Annotated in this window: 15 protein-coding genes; 3 read left to right on the top strand and 12 right to left on the bottom strand. The window is 65.4% G+C overall.

What is annotated here, in order from left to right:
- Positions 1–45: 45 nt before the first annotated feature.
- From F614_RS0110085 to F614_RS0110060, 6 genes are all read right to left on the bottom strand, one after another.
- Entirely contained in the window at positions 46–813 is a 768-nt protein-coding gene (locus F614_RS0110085; protein ID WP_018876664.1) for a hypothetical protein, read from the bottom strand.
- A 254-nt stretch (positions 814–1,067) separates the two neighbouring features.
- The gene (locus F614_RS0110080; RefSeq protein WP_018880092.1) at positions 1,068–1,802 is read right to left on the bottom strand and encodes a class I SAM-dependent methyltransferase; all 735 of its coding nucleotides are present in this window, start codon (positions 1,800–1,802) and stop codon (positions 1,068–1,070) included.
- Between the two features lie 13 nt (positions 1,803–1,815).
- Positions 1,816–2,538, bottom strand: a complete 723-nt coding sequence (locus F614_RS0110075; RefSeq protein WP_018881036.1) for a GAF domain-containing protein — start codon at positions 2,536–2,538, stop codon at positions 1,816–1,818.
- A gap of 152 nt (positions 2,539–2,690) precedes the next feature.
- Positions 2,691–6,026 carry a VanZ family protein gene (locus tag F614_RS0110070; RefSeq protein WP_019558827.1) on the bottom strand — a complete coding sequence of 1,112 codons (3,336 nt, stop codon included), beginning with the start codon at positions 6,024–6,026 and terminating at the stop codon, positions 2,691–2,693.
- Between the two features lie 279 nt (positions 6,027–6,305).
- Positions 6,306–7,595 (bottom strand): Vi polysaccharide biosynthesis UDP-N-acetylglucosamine C-6 dehydrogenase TviB, encoded by a 1,290-nt coding sequence (tviB, locus tag F614_RS0110065; protein ID WP_019558826.1) that lies wholly within the window; start codon positions 7,593–7,595, stop codon positions 6,306–6,308.
- A 101-nt stretch (positions 7,596–7,696) separates the two neighbouring features.
- Entirely contained in the window at positions 7,697–8,827 is a 1,131-nt protein-coding gene (locus tag F614_RS0110060; protein WP_026329848.1) for a hypothetical protein, read from the bottom strand.
- Between the two features lie 571 nt (positions 8,828–9,398).
- Between F614_RS0110060 and wecB the strand changes: the two genes are divergently transcribed.
- From wecB to F614_RS0110045, 3 genes are read left to right on the top strand one after another with little or no spacing between them, the layout of a single operon-like run.
- Positions 9,399–10,553 (top strand): non-hydrolyzing UDP-N-acetylglucosamine 2-epimerase, encoded by a 1,155-nt coding sequence (gene wecB, locus F614_RS0110055; protein WP_019558824.1) that lies wholly within the window; start codon positions 9,399–9,401, stop codon positions 10,551–10,553.
- 5 nt (positions 10,554–10,558) lie between these two features.
- Entirely contained in the window at positions 10,559–11,521 is a 963-nt protein-coding gene (locus F614_RS0110050) for a polysaccharide deacetylase family protein (protein ID WP_019558823.1), read from the top strand.
- Complete coding sequence (locus F614_RS0110045) at positions 11,518–12,513, top strand: hypothetical protein (RefSeq protein ID WP_019558822.1); 996 nt, start codon at positions 11,518–11,520, stop codon at positions 12,511–12,513. The genes F614_RS0110050 and F614_RS0110045 overlap by 4 nt, the downstream gene beginning before the upstream one ends.
- A gap of 137 nt (positions 12,514–12,650) precedes the next feature.
- Here F614_RS0110045 and F614_RS14850 read toward each other — a convergent pair whose 3' ends face one another.
- From F614_RS14850 to F614_RS0110030, 6 genes are all read right to left on the bottom strand, one after another.
- Positions 12,651–13,415, bottom strand: coding sequence for a sulfotransferase (locus tag F614_RS14850; protein WP_155986843.1), 765 nt, complete (start codon positions 13,413–13,415; stop codon positions 12,651–12,653).
- A gap of 7 nt (positions 13,416–13,422) precedes the next feature.
- Complete coding sequence (locus F614_RS14565; protein WP_081619710.1) at positions 13,423–14,511, bottom strand: ATP-grasp domain-containing protein; 1,089 nt, start codon at positions 14,509–14,511, stop codon at positions 13,423–13,425.
- Positions 14,508–14,801, bottom strand: a complete 294-nt coding sequence (locus F614_RS15090) for an N-acetyltransferase family protein (protein ID WP_369771871.1) — start codon at positions 14,799–14,801, stop codon at positions 14,508–14,510. The genes F614_RS14565 and F614_RS15090 overlap by 4 nt, the downstream gene beginning before the upstream one ends.
- 308 nt (positions 14,802–15,109) lie before the next feature.
- A complete protein-coding gene (locus F614_RS0110040) occupies positions 15,110–16,078 on the bottom strand; it encodes a GNAT family N-acetyltransferase (RefSeq protein WP_019558821.1) in 969 nt (322 codons plus the stop codon).
- Positions 16,075–17,310 carry a pyridoxal-dependent decarboxylase, exosortase A system-associated gene (locus tag F614_RS0110035; protein WP_019558820.1) on the bottom strand — a complete coding sequence of 412 codons (1,236 nt, stop codon included), beginning with the start codon at positions 17,308–17,310 and terminating at the stop codon, positions 16,075–16,077. Before F614_RS0110035 ends, F614_RS0110040 begins: the two co-directional genes overlap by 4 nt.
- Positions 17,307–18,878, bottom strand: a complete 1,572-nt coding sequence (locus F614_RS0110030; RefSeq protein ID WP_019558819.1) for an acyl-CoA ligase (AMP-forming), exosortase A system-associated — start codon at positions 18,876–18,878, stop codon at positions 17,307–17,309. The genes F614_RS0110035 and F614_RS0110030 overlap by 4 nt, the downstream gene beginning before the upstream one ends.
- Positions 18,879–18,884 lie beyond the last annotated feature (6 nt).

The raw sequence follows: 18,884 nt of genomic DNA, 5'->3' as shown, positions 1-18,884 counted from the left end.
TCGTTTACCGTACGGCCAGCCGTACCCGGGGCAGCGCCCCGCAGGTCAGCGATTGCCCTTCTGGTTGGACGTGGTGGTCCGCACCTCTACGCATACGCCCAGTTCGTTGCGCGAGTATCCATCCTCGCAGTCGCCCTGGCTGTTGATTGGGCAGAAGCGCTCGTTCATGTAGACGAAGACGTTCTTCACGGCCGTGTACTTGTCCGCGTCATCGCGGGCCATGGAATAGGCCTTCACCACCTCATCCACCGAGGCGCCAAAGTCGATCGAGGTGCAGGCCGCGTTCAGGACCGCCCCCACCGCATGCCAGTCCAGCGATCCACTGCACACGCCACTGGCCTGCAGCACCTCCATCAGCGACGGCGAGCCACTCAGACACTCCGGCTTGTAGCCGAACACCGACTCGAAGGAGGTCGCGCCACCGGGATGCACCGTCGCATCGAAGCTGCGGCACTGGTTGCCCGGTGGATTGGTCTTGTGGCAGGTCCCCGGCGAGTAGCCGGTGCAGTCCCAGGCGAACCAGTTGTTCTTCCAGAAGCCCGGCGTGCAGCCATCGCCCTCGGTGCACTCGTGGTCGATATTGGAGACGTTGGCGGAGAAGATATTACCCGACAGCGAACACTGCCCCTGTGCACCCCAGACCGACTTGGCGGGGAGAGACACCAACATCGCGCCACCCAGGCCGGCGGTGGTCAGGCGGCGGCGAGTCCGGCTGCGCGGGCCGGACGAAGCCTCGTCCCGATCCACGGGGCTGCCGGACGGATCCTCGCCCTCCGGGCCATGGCTGTGGTTCTGATCGTGTTCGTCGCTCATTCTTGCCTGCTCCAGGTCCGTCCCCGGCGTCACGCCGTTCGCGCCAGGGCACCCGCCTCCACCCGCACCGGGGGAATTTCGGGGCACACTGCAATCAGACGCTTTCTACCAAGAGTTAGCAAGCGCAATGCCACTCCATCGAATAACGGGTAACTCACTGATATCGAGGGCCGCCTCATCAGGCCTCGGGTTCGCAAGGGCGCTCGTCGCCGCCAAGTGCAAAATTTCCCGACAGGGGCCGGACGGCCGGTACATCACGCCCTGCGCAACCGCAGAATGAACGAATGGCTCAGCCATGCCCCGGCGACCGGGACCGACTGCAGCACACCACGGGTGCCCCGGTTCTCCAGCAGTGGCTGCAGGCGCGCGAGACGCCCGGGTGCCAGCGGCAACCAGTCCAGCTCCAGCGCCACCAGACCCGCGGCCTCGGCCGTCGCGCGCAAGGCGGCGGGATCGTCGTAGCGCAAATGCGGCGGCCGGCCCCGGCGATGGCGCCGCCACTCCCGAAGCGCAGTGGGGAGACACCGCAGATTCAGCGCATCGACCCAGGCCTCGCCACCGGGACGCAGGACCCGCCGGATCTCCGCCAGTGCCGGCGCAGGCTCCGACAACGCCTGCATTACGCCAAAGCAGAGCACCCCGTCGAACGCGGCCTCCGGCAGCGGAAGATGCTGGATATCCGCCGCCAGCCACGGGATCGTCGGATTGCTGCGATCCCTCGCCTTCGCCAGGGACGGGGTGGAGTAGTCCAGCCCCCACACCGCATGACCCTGCGCATGCAGCATTCGCGTGTAGGTACCCGCGCCACAGCCGATATCGAGCCAGCGTCCGGGCGCATGGGCCGCGTCCCGCCAGAGACGCTCGAACTGCCGCACGCGGCTGTTCAGGCCGGTCGGCGTCCAGCCGGCGATCCCGGCGTCATCCTCCAGGCTCGCCCCGCGTTCGAGGAAACGCTGGCGCCAGCGGCGCTCGAATCCGGTGTCCTTCATGGCACCCTCGCCGTCATTCCCGCCCCTCGCTCACCTGGCCGATCAGTTCGGTCGCGGCCGTCAGCACATGATCGCGGGAAAACCCGGCGCGGCTCATCTCGTCGTACAGCGTGCGCGCGAGCAACCGGGCAACGCGCTCCGGTGCGTGGGTAATGGGCCCCGTCGCCGCTCCCGGCTGACGGGCCAAGGCCATCTGGGTAAAGCTGGTGCGCAGCAGCCCCTTCAGCCGATGGACCAGTACGGACTTGGCCACCACCAGCGCCAGGATCGACGCCATGCGCAGATCCTCCTGCGTCAGCCGCCGCTGATCACGCGGGGAATCAATATTGATCACGCCGATCACCTCGCCATCGAGCACCACCGGCACCGCGATCACGTCGACCGCCTCCACCTCGTGGCAACGGCGGGCGTCGCCGGCAAATTCGGAATGGTGGAGATCGTTGATCAGGAGTCCTTTGCCGGATGCGGCGACCTGTCCCGCGATGCCAGTCCCGAAACGCTGGGACTCCCCGTAGGCCTGCGGCACAAGCACCCCCTGGTGCGCCTCGACCCGGAGACGCGGTTCACCGGTCTCCGGATCCTGTTTGACCAGCATGATCGAGCAATGCCGGCAGTCCATTGCGTGGCCCACCAGGACGGTCAACTGGTGCAGCCCCTTCTCCATGGACTCGGCTTCTTCAACAAACCGGGCCAGCTCGAGCAGGTGCTCGTCAAACGCCTCGAAGGCCTTGTTCATCTCCCGGGATCCAAGGAAGGTCGGTCAAACGAGAGTAGCAGCGGGATTTCCCGACAGGTACCCGCCCCGGGCCATGCCGTCTGCGCGACCGTGAGCCCGACACGAAAAACCCCCGGTCTGGCGAAAGCCAGCACCGGGGGTTACCGGCCAGCTCAGCTGGCTCCAGGCCCGGCCCGCACCGAAACAGCGTTAGCATCCAAACCGGCTCGCAGCGGCGCCGACGCCACGCCCAGCAACAGCGTCAGGTAAAACAGCAGCGCGATTCGTGGCGAGAAGAACAGCGTGCTGAACAGTCCGATAGCCAAGGCCCCCGTAAGTGCGGCGGCGGCCCCCAGCGCCACCCGATCGCCCGTCAGGCCACGCCGCAGCAGCAGGACGAGGGCTGCCAGGGTGAGCCAGACGAAGGCCAGCAGGCCGAGCCCGCCCTGGTCGAAGTAGATCTCCAGCCACTGATTCTCGACCCGCCACGGGCGAAGGTGATCCGTCGTGAAATACCAGTACCGCCCCAGCTGTCGGAAATCGGCATTGGCCACATATTCACGGCCCTCCGAATCGCGGATCTGCACACTGTAAAATTCGACGACAGACTGCTGCCGCGCATCGACCGCCAGCGACAGCACGAGCCCGCGCTGGAACGGCCACCGGCGCGACTCCATCGGCTCCAGATCGAAACGCCACTGGAAGGACTCGCGCCCTCCCTCCTGCAGACGCATCCCCTCACTGCGACAGGCAAACGAATGCCGGATCGGCTTTTCGCAGACAAACACCCGGAAGCCAGCGGCCTCGGCACCGGCCACCCGCACGGTCGCGGTGTACTGACCGTCGCGGGGCAGACGCACGCGTTGGTTCACGAACAGCGAGTCGCCACCCCCGATCTGCAGGCGCGGCTCACCCTCTTCGCGGCTGAAGGCGAGGTTCGCGGGCAGGCGTCCGTCGCGGTTGCCCGTACGGTAGTGCTCGGGGAAACTGCCTACCCCGCGCCCTAGCAGCGCGGCCAGAGAACCGCCACCGGGCAGTTCCAGGGCCTCGCGCCAGTGGTCTGCACGGGTGCCGAAATCGCGCTCGATCTGGCCCAGACGCTGTTCGGCGAAACCGCCCAGCGTGGTGCCCGCCACCACGGCTATCGCCACCAGCGGCAGCAGCACGCCCACTACCGCGCCGCGGCCCGGGCGCGCGCGCCCGGCCACTGTGGCCAGTACCACTCCGAGCAGCAGGATGGCCACGGCCACCGCCAGACCGAGGTAGCCGCCGCGAGAATAGGTCATTGCGACCGCGTAGGCCGTCCCCAGCGCCAGCACAGCGGTGCCCGCGAGCATCAGGCCGGGACGCTGCCGCCAGCACCAGACCAGGGCCAGCGGAAAGGCCAATACCAGGAAGCTCTCGATACTGGGGCCACCGGCCTGCATCTCCGAGAACAGGCCGGAGAGCCGGTAGCCGCTGTCGAAATCCAGCAGCCCGGGGTAGGTGATCCGTTCGCGCACCACGAAGGCCAGCTGTGCCAGCAGGGCCAGGGCCACGCCCGGGAGAAACCAGCGTGTCACCTGCTCCCGGACCGGAATGGGCGCAACGCGCAACACCGCTAGCAGCACCACCGCCCACAGCAGGCCCTTGGCGACCCGCAGGGCATTCCATTCGTGGGCAAAGTGCACCGCTGCGCCGGGGTTCCAGCCTCCAGGCGGCCACAGGGCCAACCCCAGGCCGACCAATGTGGAAACGACCAGCAGCCCCAGTGGCCAGCGGATCCCGCGCGGCAGCAGCGATACGCCCGCATGCAGCGCATGGGGCCCCCGCCACAGGGCCACGGCCAGGGTCATCAACAGGAACAGATCCAGCTCGGAGACGAACAGGCGCCCGTGGTAGAGGGTCAGGTCCAGCGTGGCCAGCAGAAGCGGAATCACGACCAGCCAGGCCTGCGGGCGCCAGGCCAGCAACGCGGCGTAGGCCAGCAACCCCGCGGCCAGCGCGACCGGCGCCACCGGCCAGGTCACCGCTGCCAATACGGCCACCAGGGCCAGGAGACCGCCAAGGGCCTGGCGCAACCGCTGCAGAGAGCCCTCGACGGGGCCTGGATCACCCGGACCCGGGACAACACTGCGGGGCTCGTGTCGCGACGCGACGGCCGGTTGCCCGACACCCGCGACGCTCGCGCGTTCCAGCCACTGCAGCGAGGCGGCCATGAACCCGGCCGCCAGCCCGGCCAGGACCAGGCTGGCCGGGTCCGGGCGGGCACCGTCCACAAACAGCTTGGCGGCCTCGACCGCCAGTGCCAGCACCGCCCCCGCGACGACGGCCAGCAGGTTCAACGCGGCCGGTTGCAGTGGATGACGCAACTGCCAGAGCCAGACCAGCATCCCCAGAGGCGCGTACATGGCCAGGTGCAGCGCGGTACTGCGCAGGGCGTGGATCTCGTCCACGTGGTAGTGGTAGTAGAACGGCCACAGGTTCAGGTCGGCCCACTGGGCACGGACCGCCTCCCCGTCGGCGTGAAACGCACCGAAGCCGTGGTTGAGTGCGACCAGCAGCAAGGCATAGGCGACAGCGCCGGTCACAAGCAACGGGGTGGCGAACTGCTGCAGCGTCCGGATCACGCCATGGGGATGCGCGGGCAGGCGCCGGAACAGGACGAGGCCGATCCCCATCCCCAGTGCCCGCAGCAGCACGGAACGTCCTTCGGCAATCCCCGACAGAGTCGCCAGATTCAACAGCTCCAGCAGGCCCGCCAGCAGCAGGGCCAGGGGAATCCCGGCCCCTAGCAGCGAAGCTCCGCGCCGCTGCAGCCAAAGCGCCAGGAGCAAGCCCACCGGTACACTGACCACCACCTCCAGCGTCAGCCAGCTGATACAGCGGAGACCACCCGTGCAGGCGCCGGCCGCCACCCACCAGCCCCAGGCATCCGATGCCAACCGGGCCCGCAACTCGTCCGCGGCCAGTACAAAGTCAAAGGGGACGAAGCCAATCAGCACGTAGAGCACGGCATAGACCACCAGACCGGCGGTCAGGGTCTGCGCACCCGCGCCTTCCAGCACCTGCCGCCAGCGCACCAGCGGATCGCGCAGGGCCAGCCAGACGAGCGAACCGGCCACGGCCCCGGAAAAGTTACCGGCAATATCGGCGCCCGCGGGGTGCCGATAGGGCAGCCAGACCTGCAGGAACTCCACGCTCGCCGTAACCGCCAGCCCCAGGGCTGCCACGAAGGTGAACACCGCAAACGCCGTCAGTCGATTCCGGCGGCCATGGGTCAGCCACGCGGTCCAGAAGAACCCCAGCGGCAGGAACATCAGGGCATTGGCCATAAACTGCTGGCGGCCGCTGGTCCCGGGGCCGGTCAGGCTCATGCCGCGGTAGATCTCCCAGGCACGCTCCAGACTAACCGAGCCGAATTCGAACGGCAGCAGCGTCAAATAGATCGCCGCTCCCAGCGACAGCCAGGCCCAGAGCGCACAGGTGCGCAGCGACAGAGGTTCCACAGCGGCGGCCGGCGGGCTCATCGAAGGGTGGGGGAAACGCCGATCCAGGGATGTATTCCGCCACGCGCCGCCCATGGACGCACAGCGGGCGCAGCACCGCCGCCGTCAGGCTGTACGGTGGAAACCATGGGGCAACAACGCGGAGGGATGCATGCTTAGGCGTCTCCCGGGACGAAGGGCGTCCCGCCACTTTAGACCTGCCCTCGTCCGGGAACAGCGCAGGCGTTATGCGGGCGTGCCGTTCACCAGCCGCGCTGCGCGCCGGTATCCCGGGAGACGCGAAGCGAAACCGCCCAGCTGCTAAAGGCGCAGATCGGTCGCCGCGCGCGGGAAGACCGATTTCACGTCGAAGATCACCGACTCCGGGCGTGCCAGCGCCCGGATCGCCTCGATCCCCATCTTCAGGAACTCGCGGTGCGGCACCGCGACAATGATCGCATCGAACTGCCCCGGGGCCGGGGTCTCGGTCACCGGGGTGATGCCGTATTCGTGTTCGGCCTCGGTCGGGTCCACCCAGGGGTCGAAGACGGTTACCTCGGCGTTGTAGCCGGCCAGGGTCGCGTGGATATCGATCACGCGGGTGTTGCGCAGGTCGGGGCAGTTTTCCTTGAAGGTCAGCCCCATCACCAGGATGCGAGCGCCCACCGGGTTGATGCCCTTGCGCACCAGGGCCCGCACCGTGTTGTCCGAGATGTGGGCGCCCATCGAGTCGTTCACCCGCCGCCCGGCCAGGATCATCTCCGGGTGGTGCCCCACCGCCTGCGCCTTGTGCGTCAGGTAGTACGGGTCCACGCCGATGCAGTGGCCGCCCACCAGCCCGGGGCGGAACGGCAGGAAGTTCCACTTGGTCCCGGCCGCCTTCAGCACCGCCTCCGTATCCAGCCCCAGGCGCTCGAACAGCAGCGCCAGCTCGTTGATCAGCGCGATGTTCACGTCGCGCTGGGTGTTCTCGATCACCTTGGCGGCCTCGGCCACGCGGATGCTCTCGGCCTTGTGCGTACCGGCGGTGATCACCCGTGCGTACAGCGCGTCGACGAAGTCGGCCACCTCCGGCGTGGAGCCCGAGGTGACCTTCATGATGGAGGTCACCCCGTGCTCCTTGTCGCCCGGGTTGATGCGCTCGGGGCTGTAGCCGGTAAAGAAATCCTGGTTGTGCACCAGGCCGGACTCCGCTTCGAGGATCGGCACGCAGTCCTCCTCCGTGGCGCCCGGATACACGGTGGACTCGTAGATCACCGTATCGCCCGGCTTGAGCACCCGCCCCACACTGCGGCTGGCCCCGAGCAGCGGCCCGAGGTCGGGGCGCTTGTGCCGGTCGATGGGGGTCGGCACCGTCACCACGAACACGTTGCAGGCCCGCATCGCCTCCAGGTCCGAGGTGTATTCCAGATGCGGCGTGGCCGCCAGCTTGTCCGCCTCCACCTCGCGCGTGCGATCCACCCCGGCCCGCAGCTGTTGCACCCGTTCCGGGTCGATGTCGAACCCGATGGTGGACCAGTGATGGCCGAATTCGACGGCCAGCGGCAGGCCGACATACCCAAGACCGATGACCCCAATGGTGACTTCATCCAGCGCGGGAAGCGTATGCATAAGATGTCCGTTCTCGTTGCTCTTCGTCATGCGGCACCCCGGCGGGGGCCGTTCTGTCCCTGGACCGCGTCCGGCTCAGGGAAACACGGATCCATGTTTCCCTATTGGCAGGGCGCACAACCCGGCACGCGCGGCCCGATCCCCTCCACACGCCCAGGATTGGGGCCCGGCGGACCGACATAGGCGCCCCAGACCGGTCGTTCGCGCAGGCGGCCATTGTAATCGCGATCCGCGCCCGCGATTGCGGGCGAACTCACGCTGTCTCCACGTTCCCGCAAACCGCCCGCGCGCGGGTAGAGATCCAGGGCATCCAGCCCAGCATCCGGGGCCACGAGGTAACGGGCCGCGGCTTCGCGTGAGGCCGTAAAATTCTCGGCTCCCGCGATACCGCCTGAGAGCTGCAACGGGTGCCCGGCGAACACGGCGTTGCCCGCCACCACCTGCTCGTGTGCCCGGTCGGGCTCGTCCACCCGAATCCCGAACCCGGTCGCCAGGACCGTGTTGTTCACAATGCGGACCTCGCGAGGCAGGTGATTGTGCGGGCGGACCAGCACCGCATCGCCGACATCATTCACGAACAGGTTGTCGTGGATCAGAAGGTTGCCCTCGCCCTGGAACAGTCGCTCGTGCGGGTTCTGGTAGAACAGATTCCCTTCGATGCGATAGCGGTCTTCAGACCCCGGGCCGGTGGGCGGGAAATGCCCCACCAGCAGATTGGGGCGGGCCCGAGCCCCGTCGCTCCCGCGTTCTGCCTTGTTCAGAAAATTGAAGCGAATCCGCGTCTCGCGCGGGCCCGGGTCCTGATCCGGAATCATCTCCCTTTCCGTCTGGTGCTTGATCTGTATGTTGTACCCCAGAGTGCGGTGCACATGGTTGTGCTCGATCACGCCACCGACAAACGGGCTGGTGCCATCCGGCTGTCCGAGATACATCCCGGTACCCACATCATGGATCTCGTTGTGCCGGATCACCCAGCCCCAGGCCGGCACGCGCGTCGTGATCCCCGTGTTGCCCTGCGAACGGTCATAATGGCGGATGGTCAGGTGCTCCAGCGTCACGTGATGCACGCCGTCACCGCGCGCCTCCGCCACCACCCCCGCAACCGGTTCCCCGCCGCCATCCAGCGTCAGATGCCGGATCACCAGATGTTCCGCATCCACCAGGCTGATCGTGTTCTCCCCGCGGCGCCCGCGCAGCACGGCCGGCTCACCTTCCGCTGGCCCGCTGATCACGATGGGCCGCTCCGGCGTCCCGCGCACTCCGTGTAACCGCAGCGAACGCGGATAGTCCCCCGGCTCCAGCTGCAACCAGTCACCGGGCCCCAGCGCAGCCACCGCCGCCCGGTAGTCCTCCGGCCCAGCCTGAACGACATTCCGGCCCTCATCCGGCAGACCACCGCCAGGACTCGCCGATACCGCCTCAGCGACGATACCGGCAGCGGCCACCGGCATCCAAAGCAGCAAGACGCACGCCGCAAACATTGCGCAAAGCCACTTAAGCAGTACGTGCTCGAAACACCCCATCACCGAACCTCGGTACCGGTATGCGGATTCACGCAGTTCGTGCCGCACCCGTCTTCTGGATCCAACGATGAGCGCCTCCCACTCGGTTGTCACGCGCAAACCCGCATCCCGGATCTAACGAGCTATTCACGAACGGTGCCGCGCGTTCCTGCCGAAACGATAAAGTGATTCGACAGGGATCCGGACCGGGCCGACGAACCCGACAAGGATGCCGAGCCGCGCCCGTTGGCGTCGTCGCGAGCGGGCCCGCCCATGCGCCCACAGGATGTCTCGATAGCCCATGACTGCCCAGCCGCAATGCGAAATCCTGTGCGTAGTCGGCGCACGGCCGAACTTCATGAAGATTGGCCCGGTGATGCGCGCACTGACAGACGCCGGCATCAGTGCCCAGCTCGTGCATACCGGCCAGCACTACGACCCGGCGATGAACGAGCGCTTCTTCACCGATCTGAACATCCCGTACCCGGACATCAACCTGGAGGTCGGCTCCTCCTCCCACGCCGTCCAGACCGCCGAGGTCATGAGCCGCTTCGAACCGGTACTCGACCGCCTGAATCCACAGGCCGTTCTGGTCGTGGGCGACGTAAACTCCACCATTGCCTGCGCCCTGGTCGCGGCCAAGAAGGGGATCGGCGTCATCCACGTAGAGGCCGGCCTGCGCAGCTATGATCGACGCATGCCGGAAGAGATCAACCGGGTCCTGACCGACCAGATCTCCGATCTCCTGTTCACAACCGAAGGACACGCCATCGACAACCTCGCCCGCGAGGGGATCGAACGCGAGCGCGTCCACTTCGTCGGCAACGTGATGATCGACACCCAGCTTTACAACCTGGACCGGGCCGCCCCCTGGAGCGACTCCCTGCAGGCCGCGGGCTTAGACCCGGCCCGTTTCGCCCCGGACGGCGCTTATGGCGTACTGACCCTGCACCGCCCGTCCAATGTCGACGATCCGGCAACCCTGGAACGCCTGATCACCACCCTCGCGAGCATCGCCCGCGAGCTGCCCCTGGTCTTTCCACTGCACCCCCGCACCCGTGATCGGCTGCGGGCCTCCGGGCTGGAACACCACCTGAACGAGGCGGCCATCGCGGTACTGCCACCAGCGGGCTACCTGGAAATGCTGGGCCTGATGAAGGACGCGCGAGTGGTCCTCACCGACTCCGGCGGCATGCAGGAAGAGACCACCGCCCTGGGTGTCCCCTGCATCACCCTGCGGGAGAATACCGAGCGGCCCATCACCATCGACGCTGGCACCAATGTCCTGGTCGGACACGACCCGGAACGCCTGCAGGCCGCCTTCCGTGACGTCATGGACCATGGGGGCAAGAAGGGCCGCGTGCCGCAGTACTGGGATGGCCGGGCTGGGGAACGCATCGCGGCCGTCATCGCCCGATGGCTGGGGCAAGAACCGCGCGCCCAAGCCACGGGCTGACCGCCATGCTGCTGCGCTCGCTGCTGTCCCTGATGTCGCCCGGCGGCGCCCGCGCACGCCTGTCCATCCTGATCTACCACCGCGTACTGCCCGCACCCGACCCGTTGTTGCCTGGCGATCCGCACGCCGACGACTTCCGCTGGCAGATGCGGCTCCTCGCCCGATCCATGAACCCGCTTCCACTGGACGAAGCCGTGGACCGCCTGCGGGCCGGCGCGCTGCCCGCCCGCGCAGTCAGTGTGACCTTCGATGACGGCTATGCCGACAACGCCGAGGTCGCCCTGCCCATCCTGCGCGAGGAGGGCGTCCCGGCCACGTTCTTCATCGCCACCGGGTATCTCGACGGCGGACGCATGTTCAACGACACCTTGATCGAGACGGTGCGCCGCCTGCCGAAAAATGCCGACCTGGGCCCGGAAGGCCTTGGCGAGTGGACGCTGGAGACCCACCAGGACCGGCTGAAGCTGATCCACGCCCTGATCAGCCAGTTCAAGTACCAGCCCGCCGAGCAGCGAACCGCCGGTACCGAGGCACTGGCCCGGCGTTTCGGGATCGATCTGCCGAACGACCTGATGATGACCCGCGCCCAGGTCCACGAGCTGGCAGCGGCGGGCATGGGGATCGGCGGGCACACGGCCACTCACCCGATCCTGACCGAAGTGGATACCGACACCGCCCGCGCCGAGATTCAGCGCGGCAAGACCGATCTGGAGCAGATGCTGAGCCGGCCCCTGCGGCTGTTCGCCTACCCGAACGGCCGTCCCGGCCGCGACTACGCCGCCGAACACATCCAGATCGCGCGCGACTGCGGCTTCGATGCCGCCGTCTCCACCGCCGCCGGCGCCGCACGCATCGATTCCGACCCGTACCAGCTTCCGCGCTTCACGCCCTGGGACCGCACCCCCATGCGCTTCGGCCTGCGCCTGGCCCGCAACCTCGCCGAACCCCGCGAGCGCCAAGCGGCATGACCACCCGCGTCCATATCACGGTCGACACCGAGTTCAGCATCGGCGGGGCCTTTGCCGATCCGGAGAATCGGACACCGGTCGGGCCTCCATCCGTGTACTGCGAGCGCCAGGGCCGCTCGGAAGGCCTGGGCTATCTGATGGCGACCCTGGAACAGCACGGTATCCGCGGCACCTTCTTTGTCGAGGCCCTGAACACCTGCTTTTTCGGCGACGAGCCGATGGGAGGCATTGCGCGCGAGATTGCCGCACGCGGGCATGACGTGCAGCTCCACCTGCACCCCTGCTGGACGTACTTCGAAAAGCCGGACTGGGCCCAGTGGCTCGAGATAGACCCGCCGAACGACGACATCACTCGCCGCAGCGAAGACGAACAGGTGCGCCTGATCCAGATGGGCCAGGACACGTTTCGCCGCTGGGGGCTGCCCGCCCCCGGCGTCCTGCGCACCGGTGGACTCAAAGTCGGACAGGGCGTGTACACGGCCATGCAACACTGCGGCATCGGGATGGCCTCGAACATTGGACTCGCGATCTTCCGTCCGCACGAACCAGAGTTGCAGTTGTTCGCCGGGCATCACGATATCGGCGGAATTCGCGAGTTCCCGGTCACCACCTACTCCGACTTCCGCTGGCCCGGGCGGCGCCACCACAAGACCCTCACGATCACGGGCTGCTCCTGGCCGGAGACCCGCACTATCCTGAAAAAGGCCCTTGAACAGGGGGTATCGGATGTCGTGGTCCTCACCCACCCGTTCGAGTTCGTCAAGCCCCGGGGCGACGCCACCCGATCGCCGGCCATCGATCGCGTGAATCGCCACCGCCTGGAACGGCTGTGCGAGTTCGTCACCGAGACACCCGGTCTGGAGGCGGCCTGCATGAGCGCACTCGGCAACGTGCCGGCAACACCCCACGAAGATACGCTGGACGTGCCCGCCTACCGCGCCCTGGGGCGCATCCTGGTCAACCGGTTCAACCACGCCCGGGTCGGGGTGTAGGCATGATACATCGAGGCCGCAACCAGAAACCGCCAATGCTGAACGCCATGCCGTAACAGTACATTCATCCCCACTTTCAATACCCTAGAACATCCCTCCCATAACTCTCAATCCCTGTACACAACGACTACCACAACCTATTTTTTCCGCCGACTACGAAACGTTTTTCTCGCCGTTCCCAGCATTAACCTGGGATCCAAGAGCTTGTGTGCATAGTGCCGTATCAAAGCACGCCTTTTCCCTACCGCAAGTCGCGCCCGATGAATGACCTTCGAGTCCGACTGACCGACAAACTCGGCCACTTCAAAAACCACCGATTCGGGATCCAATACCAATCGCTCATAACTGATTTCCATCACCGGCAGGCCCATTCCCTCGGCATGCCAGCCCGCCCAGTAATCGTAAGCCCTGGCCATCTCCAACGCCCCACCCAGGTCGTAGTCGCAAAAAGAACCCACTTCACGATGCCTCACGCTGCTCCGCGCTATTGCAGACAGATCCCGCACTACGCGGACAACTAGGAGGTTCTCCGCCGGAAGCCCTGAGCGATCAATCCACGTGAGTAATGTCACGCAGAAACGGGGGTCCTTGAGACCGCAGATCCGGGAACGCGACATCCACCCCAAGTCGACCCCATCGAGCCATTCTTGCGGCGCACCCGCATTGATAACTTTGGGTTCCGCCGGTTTCCCAATCCGGTCGCTTACCGAGTTTATAAGCCTTTGGTTAGCCCTTACGATATCTCTGCGTTGAAAATAACCTCCTGGATTGAAACGATCGGCCGCCAGCTGAAACGCGTCCGCATTACCGAATTCCACACCGAGAACCGACAGAATCTGCGCGGACAGTGACGTACCGGACCGATAAGGCCCCATAACCACTACACAAGTGTTGGCCAACACCAAGCCCTCATTTCGAACTTCGAAGAAACGGCATGGGATCCGAAAGCGCCTGAAAAAGGCCCCGCATATTATACCCCTCAATCGTGCCCCACTTTTGCGGCTTCCAAAGAATCTCCTTTATCAGGCATCCATGCAAGTAATATCTCCCGCCAACCAGGTTGGGATTGTTTACGTCCTCCCCTTGCGCACATCTCAATCCAGCTTGCGCAAAATTTAACCCCCGCCACAAGGAGGCTTGGAGTGTGTACCAAAAACGGGGGTTGCACTCAATAACGGTTACGCCCCCAGTTTCATCCTCGATTCTTAGGTCGAAATTCGCCACGCCCGAAAACTTCAAACGCTGAACAATACGGTCAACCACCCCCAAGGCACACTCATTGCTCACAAACTCCAAGGCGCATCCGTCTCTCCTAGACTGAACGACATGACACTTGATCTCTCCCTCCACGGCTAAAATGCTTATATCCGCGTCAACGCCGGATGCGTACTCCTGCAAAAGAAGCGGCATACGTGAGTATTTCGAACCCGATCGAAGATAGCGTTCAAGATCACCCAAGTCGTGGACCGTCGCTACACCATGCCCCGACTCCCCAAAGAGAGTCTTCACTATCAACGGGAATCTCATAGACCTGAGTTCTTCAGGCCATTTATCCAAGTTTTCAAGAAGCACGCCCTTGGGAACCGGAAGTCCTTCATCTTCCAGGAAGCGCTGAAAACGCCACTTATCGTCGAGCAAGTCGAGCGTTTGGGCATCGCTTGTGGGAAAGACCACCACCCCATGGAGCTGTTGCCGGACAACGTGCAACAAACTCGTCGAAGCAATATCCCCCGGAACCACACCCTGAATTGCGTAGCGGGTTAGGTGGTCATTCAAGGAATTGACGAATACGCGTACTGAGGCGTCGTCACGCAAATCCGGCTTTGGAATACGGACATAGCGGCGACGGTAGCGGGAGTGACGCACCGCACTTGGGCGCCCAATGTCGATAACATCAGTCGAAACACCCATCCGCTTTAGACAATATAGTACTTTAAGCGATATAGGGGGGCCACCGGAGAGCAGCACAACACTACGAGGGGTTGAGTCAGTCTTCATTTGGGGTTCAAGGGGATTCGGAATTCCAGACGCTTGCCCTGCGGGCACAATTCAACATATACGCCGACCAGCCTCATGCCCACCTTCCTGCTGACGCGAATCGAATTGCGGTGACTGTGCCAAATGCGTGCATAGACTCTGCGAAACCCTCTACCACTTAGTTCCGCTAGAACATATTTCTTTAGAAGCGTGGCATATCCCATTTTTCTGTATTCTTCTAGAACGTAGAGACTGGTAGTCTTGGCCGCGCCCGGAGAAAGTCGCCAGGATCGCCCGGCACGCTCGCGCATATATCTTGAACCCCACCAGACAGCCTGAACGGCCGCTAGCCTCCCCTTGAGGAAAAGGCCGTAACCTAGTGCTTCTTCGCCTAGATAGTTTTCTGCGCAAAGCCCGTCTTCTGAAATTCCTTCTAGATCTTCTCGATTCAGCACTCTAACTTCAACGTTGGATGGAACGCTTGGACGAGGATAGGGAAGGTCTACGGCATACACCTTCCAGTATTGATACTCACCGAAAGTAGCGTGAAGAATTATCTTTAGGTTGTTTCGAACCATACCGCCCCCCGGAGACCACATAGCGAAAGCAATGCTCAGACTTACACGCGCGATGCCCTCTTCGCTTTGCGCTTAGCCCACCCCTTGAGCCGCAGACGATTCATGACGAAGCTGACCAAAAGGGAGATATCCGTCACGGCTAGATGCGAGTACGCAAGCGCACGGTTGCGCCAGGACGGACGCAACAAGTACACGTCGGCGCAAAAGCGGGCATCCTTTCCGAACAGCGACTTGTGCGCCCCCTCACCCGGGCTGAAATCAAACAGGGCAAACCGACCCTCGCGGAACAGCGCCTCCAGCACCAGCCACTGCAGGACCGTGCCGGGCGACAGGTCGGCATGTTCCTGGAGGTATCCGAGGAATGCGTACCGCAGGATTCCGTCATCGATCGGACAATACAAATATGCAATGGGCTGCCCGTGCAGGAACAGCAGGTAGCCCCGCACCCGCCCCTCGCACGCACGCTCCAGCATCTGCTCGATGAATCCCTCGCTGCCCGGAAGCCCCGCATCCAGCAGCCGTTCCTGATAGGTCCGCGACGAGACCTCGCGAGCCAGCTGATGAAATTTCTGTATACCTTCCGGCGTGTCGTACTGGCGCCAGTCCACCGCGCCTCCGGAAGCGTCTGCCAGCTTGCGCACCTTGCGGCGCATGCTCGACCTCGATTTCGATGAAAAACGCGCCTGATAGGCCTCCCAGCCGGTCGTCAGGTCAATGAAGTGGCGCTGGTACTGCCGGGGCACGAAGCGCAGCCGCCCCCGGAACCGCGAGATGCGGGGCAAAGGCGCCTCCACCGGCATGGAGCGGATCAGGCAGTCCTCCTCCGGTGCAGCCGCGAGGATCTGCTCGGCATGCTCGACACGAATCCGGGTAAACGGGAGCTGCAGCACCTGCATCGTGCGCACCGGCTCCGCCAGCGTGCGATACCCGAAGCGGAAGGGCAGGTACACGCTCTGCCGCGCCAGCGGCAACGCCGAGGGCTCCACGGAAGCGGCAACGGCGGTGCTCACACCAGGATCTCCACCGGTTCCGGATGGCTCAGAAAGCGCGTCGGGCTGGCGGTATAGCCGTAGGCACCCGACTGGAAGACCACGATCAGATCGCCCACATCGGCACGCGCCAGCTCCATCTGCTGGGCCAGCACGTCCAGCGGGGTACACAGCGGGCCGACCACGTTCACGAGCTCACGCTCGTGGCCATGCACCCGGTTGCCCACCACCACCGGATAGTTCTTGCGGATCACCTGGCCGAAGTTGCCGGAGGCGGCCAGGTGGTGGTGCAGCCCGCCGTTCGTAACCAGGAAGACCTGACCACGGGACTCCTTGCGGTCCAGCACCTCGGCCACGTAGATTCCGGCCTCGCCAACCAGATAGCGACCCAGCTCCAGCATGATCTCCGCATCCGGCAGCGCATCGCGCACCCCCGGCAGGCGGTTCTCCAGGTGTTCCGCGATGGGCCCGAGATCCAGCGGCTGATCCCCCGGGAAATATGGGATGCCGAAGCCACCGCCAATGTTCAGCATCTCGACCGGCCCCGGTGCCGACTCGGCCAGGCGCAGGGCGAGATCGAAGGTATGCCCCTGCGCCTCGACCAGGGTTTCCGGGCGCAGGTTCTGAGAGCCGGAAAAGATGTGAAACCCGCGGAAGTGCAGGCCCAGCTCGCCGATACGGGTCAGCAGCTCGGGCACACGCTCGGCATCCACGCCGAAGGCCTTGGGGCCGCCGCTCATGCGCATACCGGAGCTTTTCAGCTCGAAGTCCGGGTTCACCCGGACGGCCACGTGCGCCTGATGCCCAGTGCGCGCCGCGATCGCACCCACCCGCTCCAGTTCGGTGGGCGATTCCAGATTGAGGGTGATTCCGGCCGCGACGGCCGCCTCCAGCTCGGCGATCGACTTGCCCGGCCCCGCGAAGCTGATATCCCCGGGGCGGGCCCCGGTATCCAGCGCCACCTGCATTTCCCGCTGCGAGGCCACGTCCAGGCCATCCACCAGGCCGGCCATGTGCTGCACAACGGCCGGCATCGGGTTGGCCTTGATCGCGTAATGCAGCGACAGACCGTCCGGCAGTGCGGCGCGCAATTGCGCCACCCGCCGGGTCATCGCCTCCCGCGAGTAGGCGTAGAAAGGGGTCTGCCCAACACGTGCGGCCAGATCCACGAGCGACTGGTCGCCGAGCTGAAGGCAGTCGTCCACCACCGCGAACTGACCCATCGCACTGTGGCCGGGGCGCGTATCGTTCATGCCGGAACGCCCTCCCGGAACAGATCACCGAATTCCGCGGCAAGCAGCTTGCGGTCGATCTTCCCGTTGGTATTGCGCGGCAATGGCTCGGCGCGCAACCCGACATGCGCCGGCAGCATGAAGCCCGGCACACGGGGGCGCAGGGCCTGGATCAGGTCGTCCGGGTCCAACTCCGGCGCCTGCGGCAGGGCCACCAGCACAATCGCCTGGCCCAGATCCGGGTGCTCCACCCCCAGCGCCGCGGCCTCCGCCACCAGCCCCGTGGCATAGACCGCCTCTTCCACCTCGTTAGGGCTCACGCGGTATCCCGAGGTCTTGATCATCTCGTCCCGGCGGCCCACGAAATACAGGAAGCCGTCCTCGTCCATGCGCACCGTGTCGCCGGACCACACCGCGATCTCGGGCAGCGGGGTACCGGACGGCTGGCCGGGCGCCGGGCGGAACCGCTCGGCCGTACGTTCCGGATCGTTCCAGTACCCCATGGCGACCAGGGCGCCACGATGCACCAGCTCTCCCGGCTCGCCGGGGGCGCAGGGGCTGCCATCCTCGCGGACCACCTGGATCTCCGCATTAGGGATCGCCCGGCCCATGGAGCCGGGGCGCCGATCAAGCTCCATGGGCGGAAGATAGGTGGACCGAAACGCCTCGGTCAGGCCATACATCAAATAGCAGTCGGTGCCGGGCAGTGCGGCTCGCAGGGCCGACAGCGTCTCCTTCGGCATCGCGCCACCGGAGTTGGTGAGATAGCGCAACGTCTCCCGCGCCGCCTCGGGCCATTCCAGACGCGCAAGCTGGATCCAGAGCGGAGGCACGGCCGCCAGCCCCGTGATGCCGTAACGCTCCACCGCCCGAATCACGTCGCGCGGGAGCAGGTAGTTCAGCAACACGGCCAGGGCCCCGGTGCGAAACGCCGTGGTCAGCTGGCTCAGGCCATAGTCGAAGCTGAACGGCAACACGGCAAGGATTCGATCGTCCGGCCGATTCTCCAGGTAGGTCGACACGCTTTGTGCACCCGCGACCATGTTGCGATGCGAGAGCACGACCCCCTTGGGACGTCCGGTACTCCCGGAGGTATAGAGGATCGCCGCCATGTCGGTATCGATCACCCGGTGCCGGCGCAGGCCGTCATGCTCCGGCGCGGCATCCCACATATCCACTCTCACATGCCCGACCTCGCCATCGCCCGAGTCTTGGCTCGGCTCCCGCCCTACCAGCAGCACCGTGTGCAAATCCGGGCAGTCGGGCAATACCGTCCGCAGCGTCACCAGTCGGTCGGCGGAGGTCACCAGGATGCGCACGTTGCAGTCGCGCAGGATATGCGCCACCTGCTCCGCCTTGAGCAACGGGTTTACCGGCACGAAGACGCCGCCGGCCCGGCTGGCGCCGAACAGGGCGTGCACCGTCTCCGGCCGCTTGTCGAGGTAGACCGCCACCCGTTCCTGACGCCCCAGACCGCACCCCAGAAGGCGCCGGGCGGCTCGATCGATACCGGTCGCCAACGTCGCGTAGTCCTCGCCCTCGTCCCGATAGCGCAGGGCCGGGGCGGCCGCTGCGCTATCGGCTTGCATCCATAC

Origin of the sequence: Thioalkalivibrio sp. ALE12 (assembly GCF_000381105.1) — a bacterium.
GTDB lineage: Bacteria > Pseudomonadota > Gammaproteobacteria > Ectothiorhodospirales > Ectothiorhodospiraceae > Thioalkalivibrio.
The sequence above is the reverse complement of the archived record's forward strand: the minus strand, read 5'-3'. Positions and strand labels throughout refer to the sequence as shown.

Coding starts and splice junctions, on each gene's coding strand:
- wecB (WP_019558824.1), top strand. CDS start 9,399: ATGACTGCCCAGCCGCAATGCGAAATCCTGTGCGTAGTCGGCGCACGG.
- F614_RS0110045 (WP_019558822.1), top strand. CDS start 11,518: ATGACCACCCGCGTCCATATCACGGTCGACACCGAGTTCAGCATCGGC.
- F614_RS0110085 (WP_018876664.1), bottom strand. CDS start 813: ATGAGCGACGAACACGATCAGAACCACAGCCATGGCCCGGAGGGCGAG.
- F614_RS0110070 (WP_019558827.1), bottom strand. CDS start 6,026: ATGAGCCCGCCGGCCGCCGCTGTGGAACCTCTGTCGCTGCGCACCTGT.
- F614_RS0110075 (WP_018881036.1), bottom strand. CDS start 2,538: ATGAACAAGGCCTTCGAGGCGTTTGACGAGCACCTGCTCGAGCTGGCC.
- F614_RS15090 (WP_369771871.1), bottom strand. CDS start 14,801: ATGCGCGAGCGTGCCGGGCGATCCTGGCGACTTTCTCCGGGCGCGGCC.
- F614_RS0110030 (WP_019558819.1), bottom strand. CDS start 18,878: ATGCAAGCCGATAGCGCAGCGGCCGCCCCGGCCCTGCGCTATCGGGAC.
- F614_RS0110050 (WP_019558823.1), top strand. CDS start 10,559: ATGCTGCTGCGCTCGCTGCTGTCCCTGATGTCGCCCGGCGGCGCCCGC.
- F614_RS14565 (WP_081619710.1), bottom strand. CDS start 14,511: ATGAAGACTGACTCAACCCCTCGTAGTGTTGTGCTGCTCTCCGGTGGC.
- F614_RS0110080 (WP_018880092.1), bottom strand. CDS start 1,802: ATGAAGGACACCGGATTCGAGCGCCGCTGGCGCCAGCGTTTCCTCGAA.
- tviB (WP_019558826.1), bottom strand. CDS start 7,595: ATGCATACGCTTCCCGCGCTGGATGAAGTCACCATTGGGGTCATCGGT.
- F614_RS0110035 (WP_019558820.1), bottom strand. CDS start 17,310: ATGAACGATACGCGCCCCGGCCACAGTGCGATGGGTCAGTTCGCGGTG.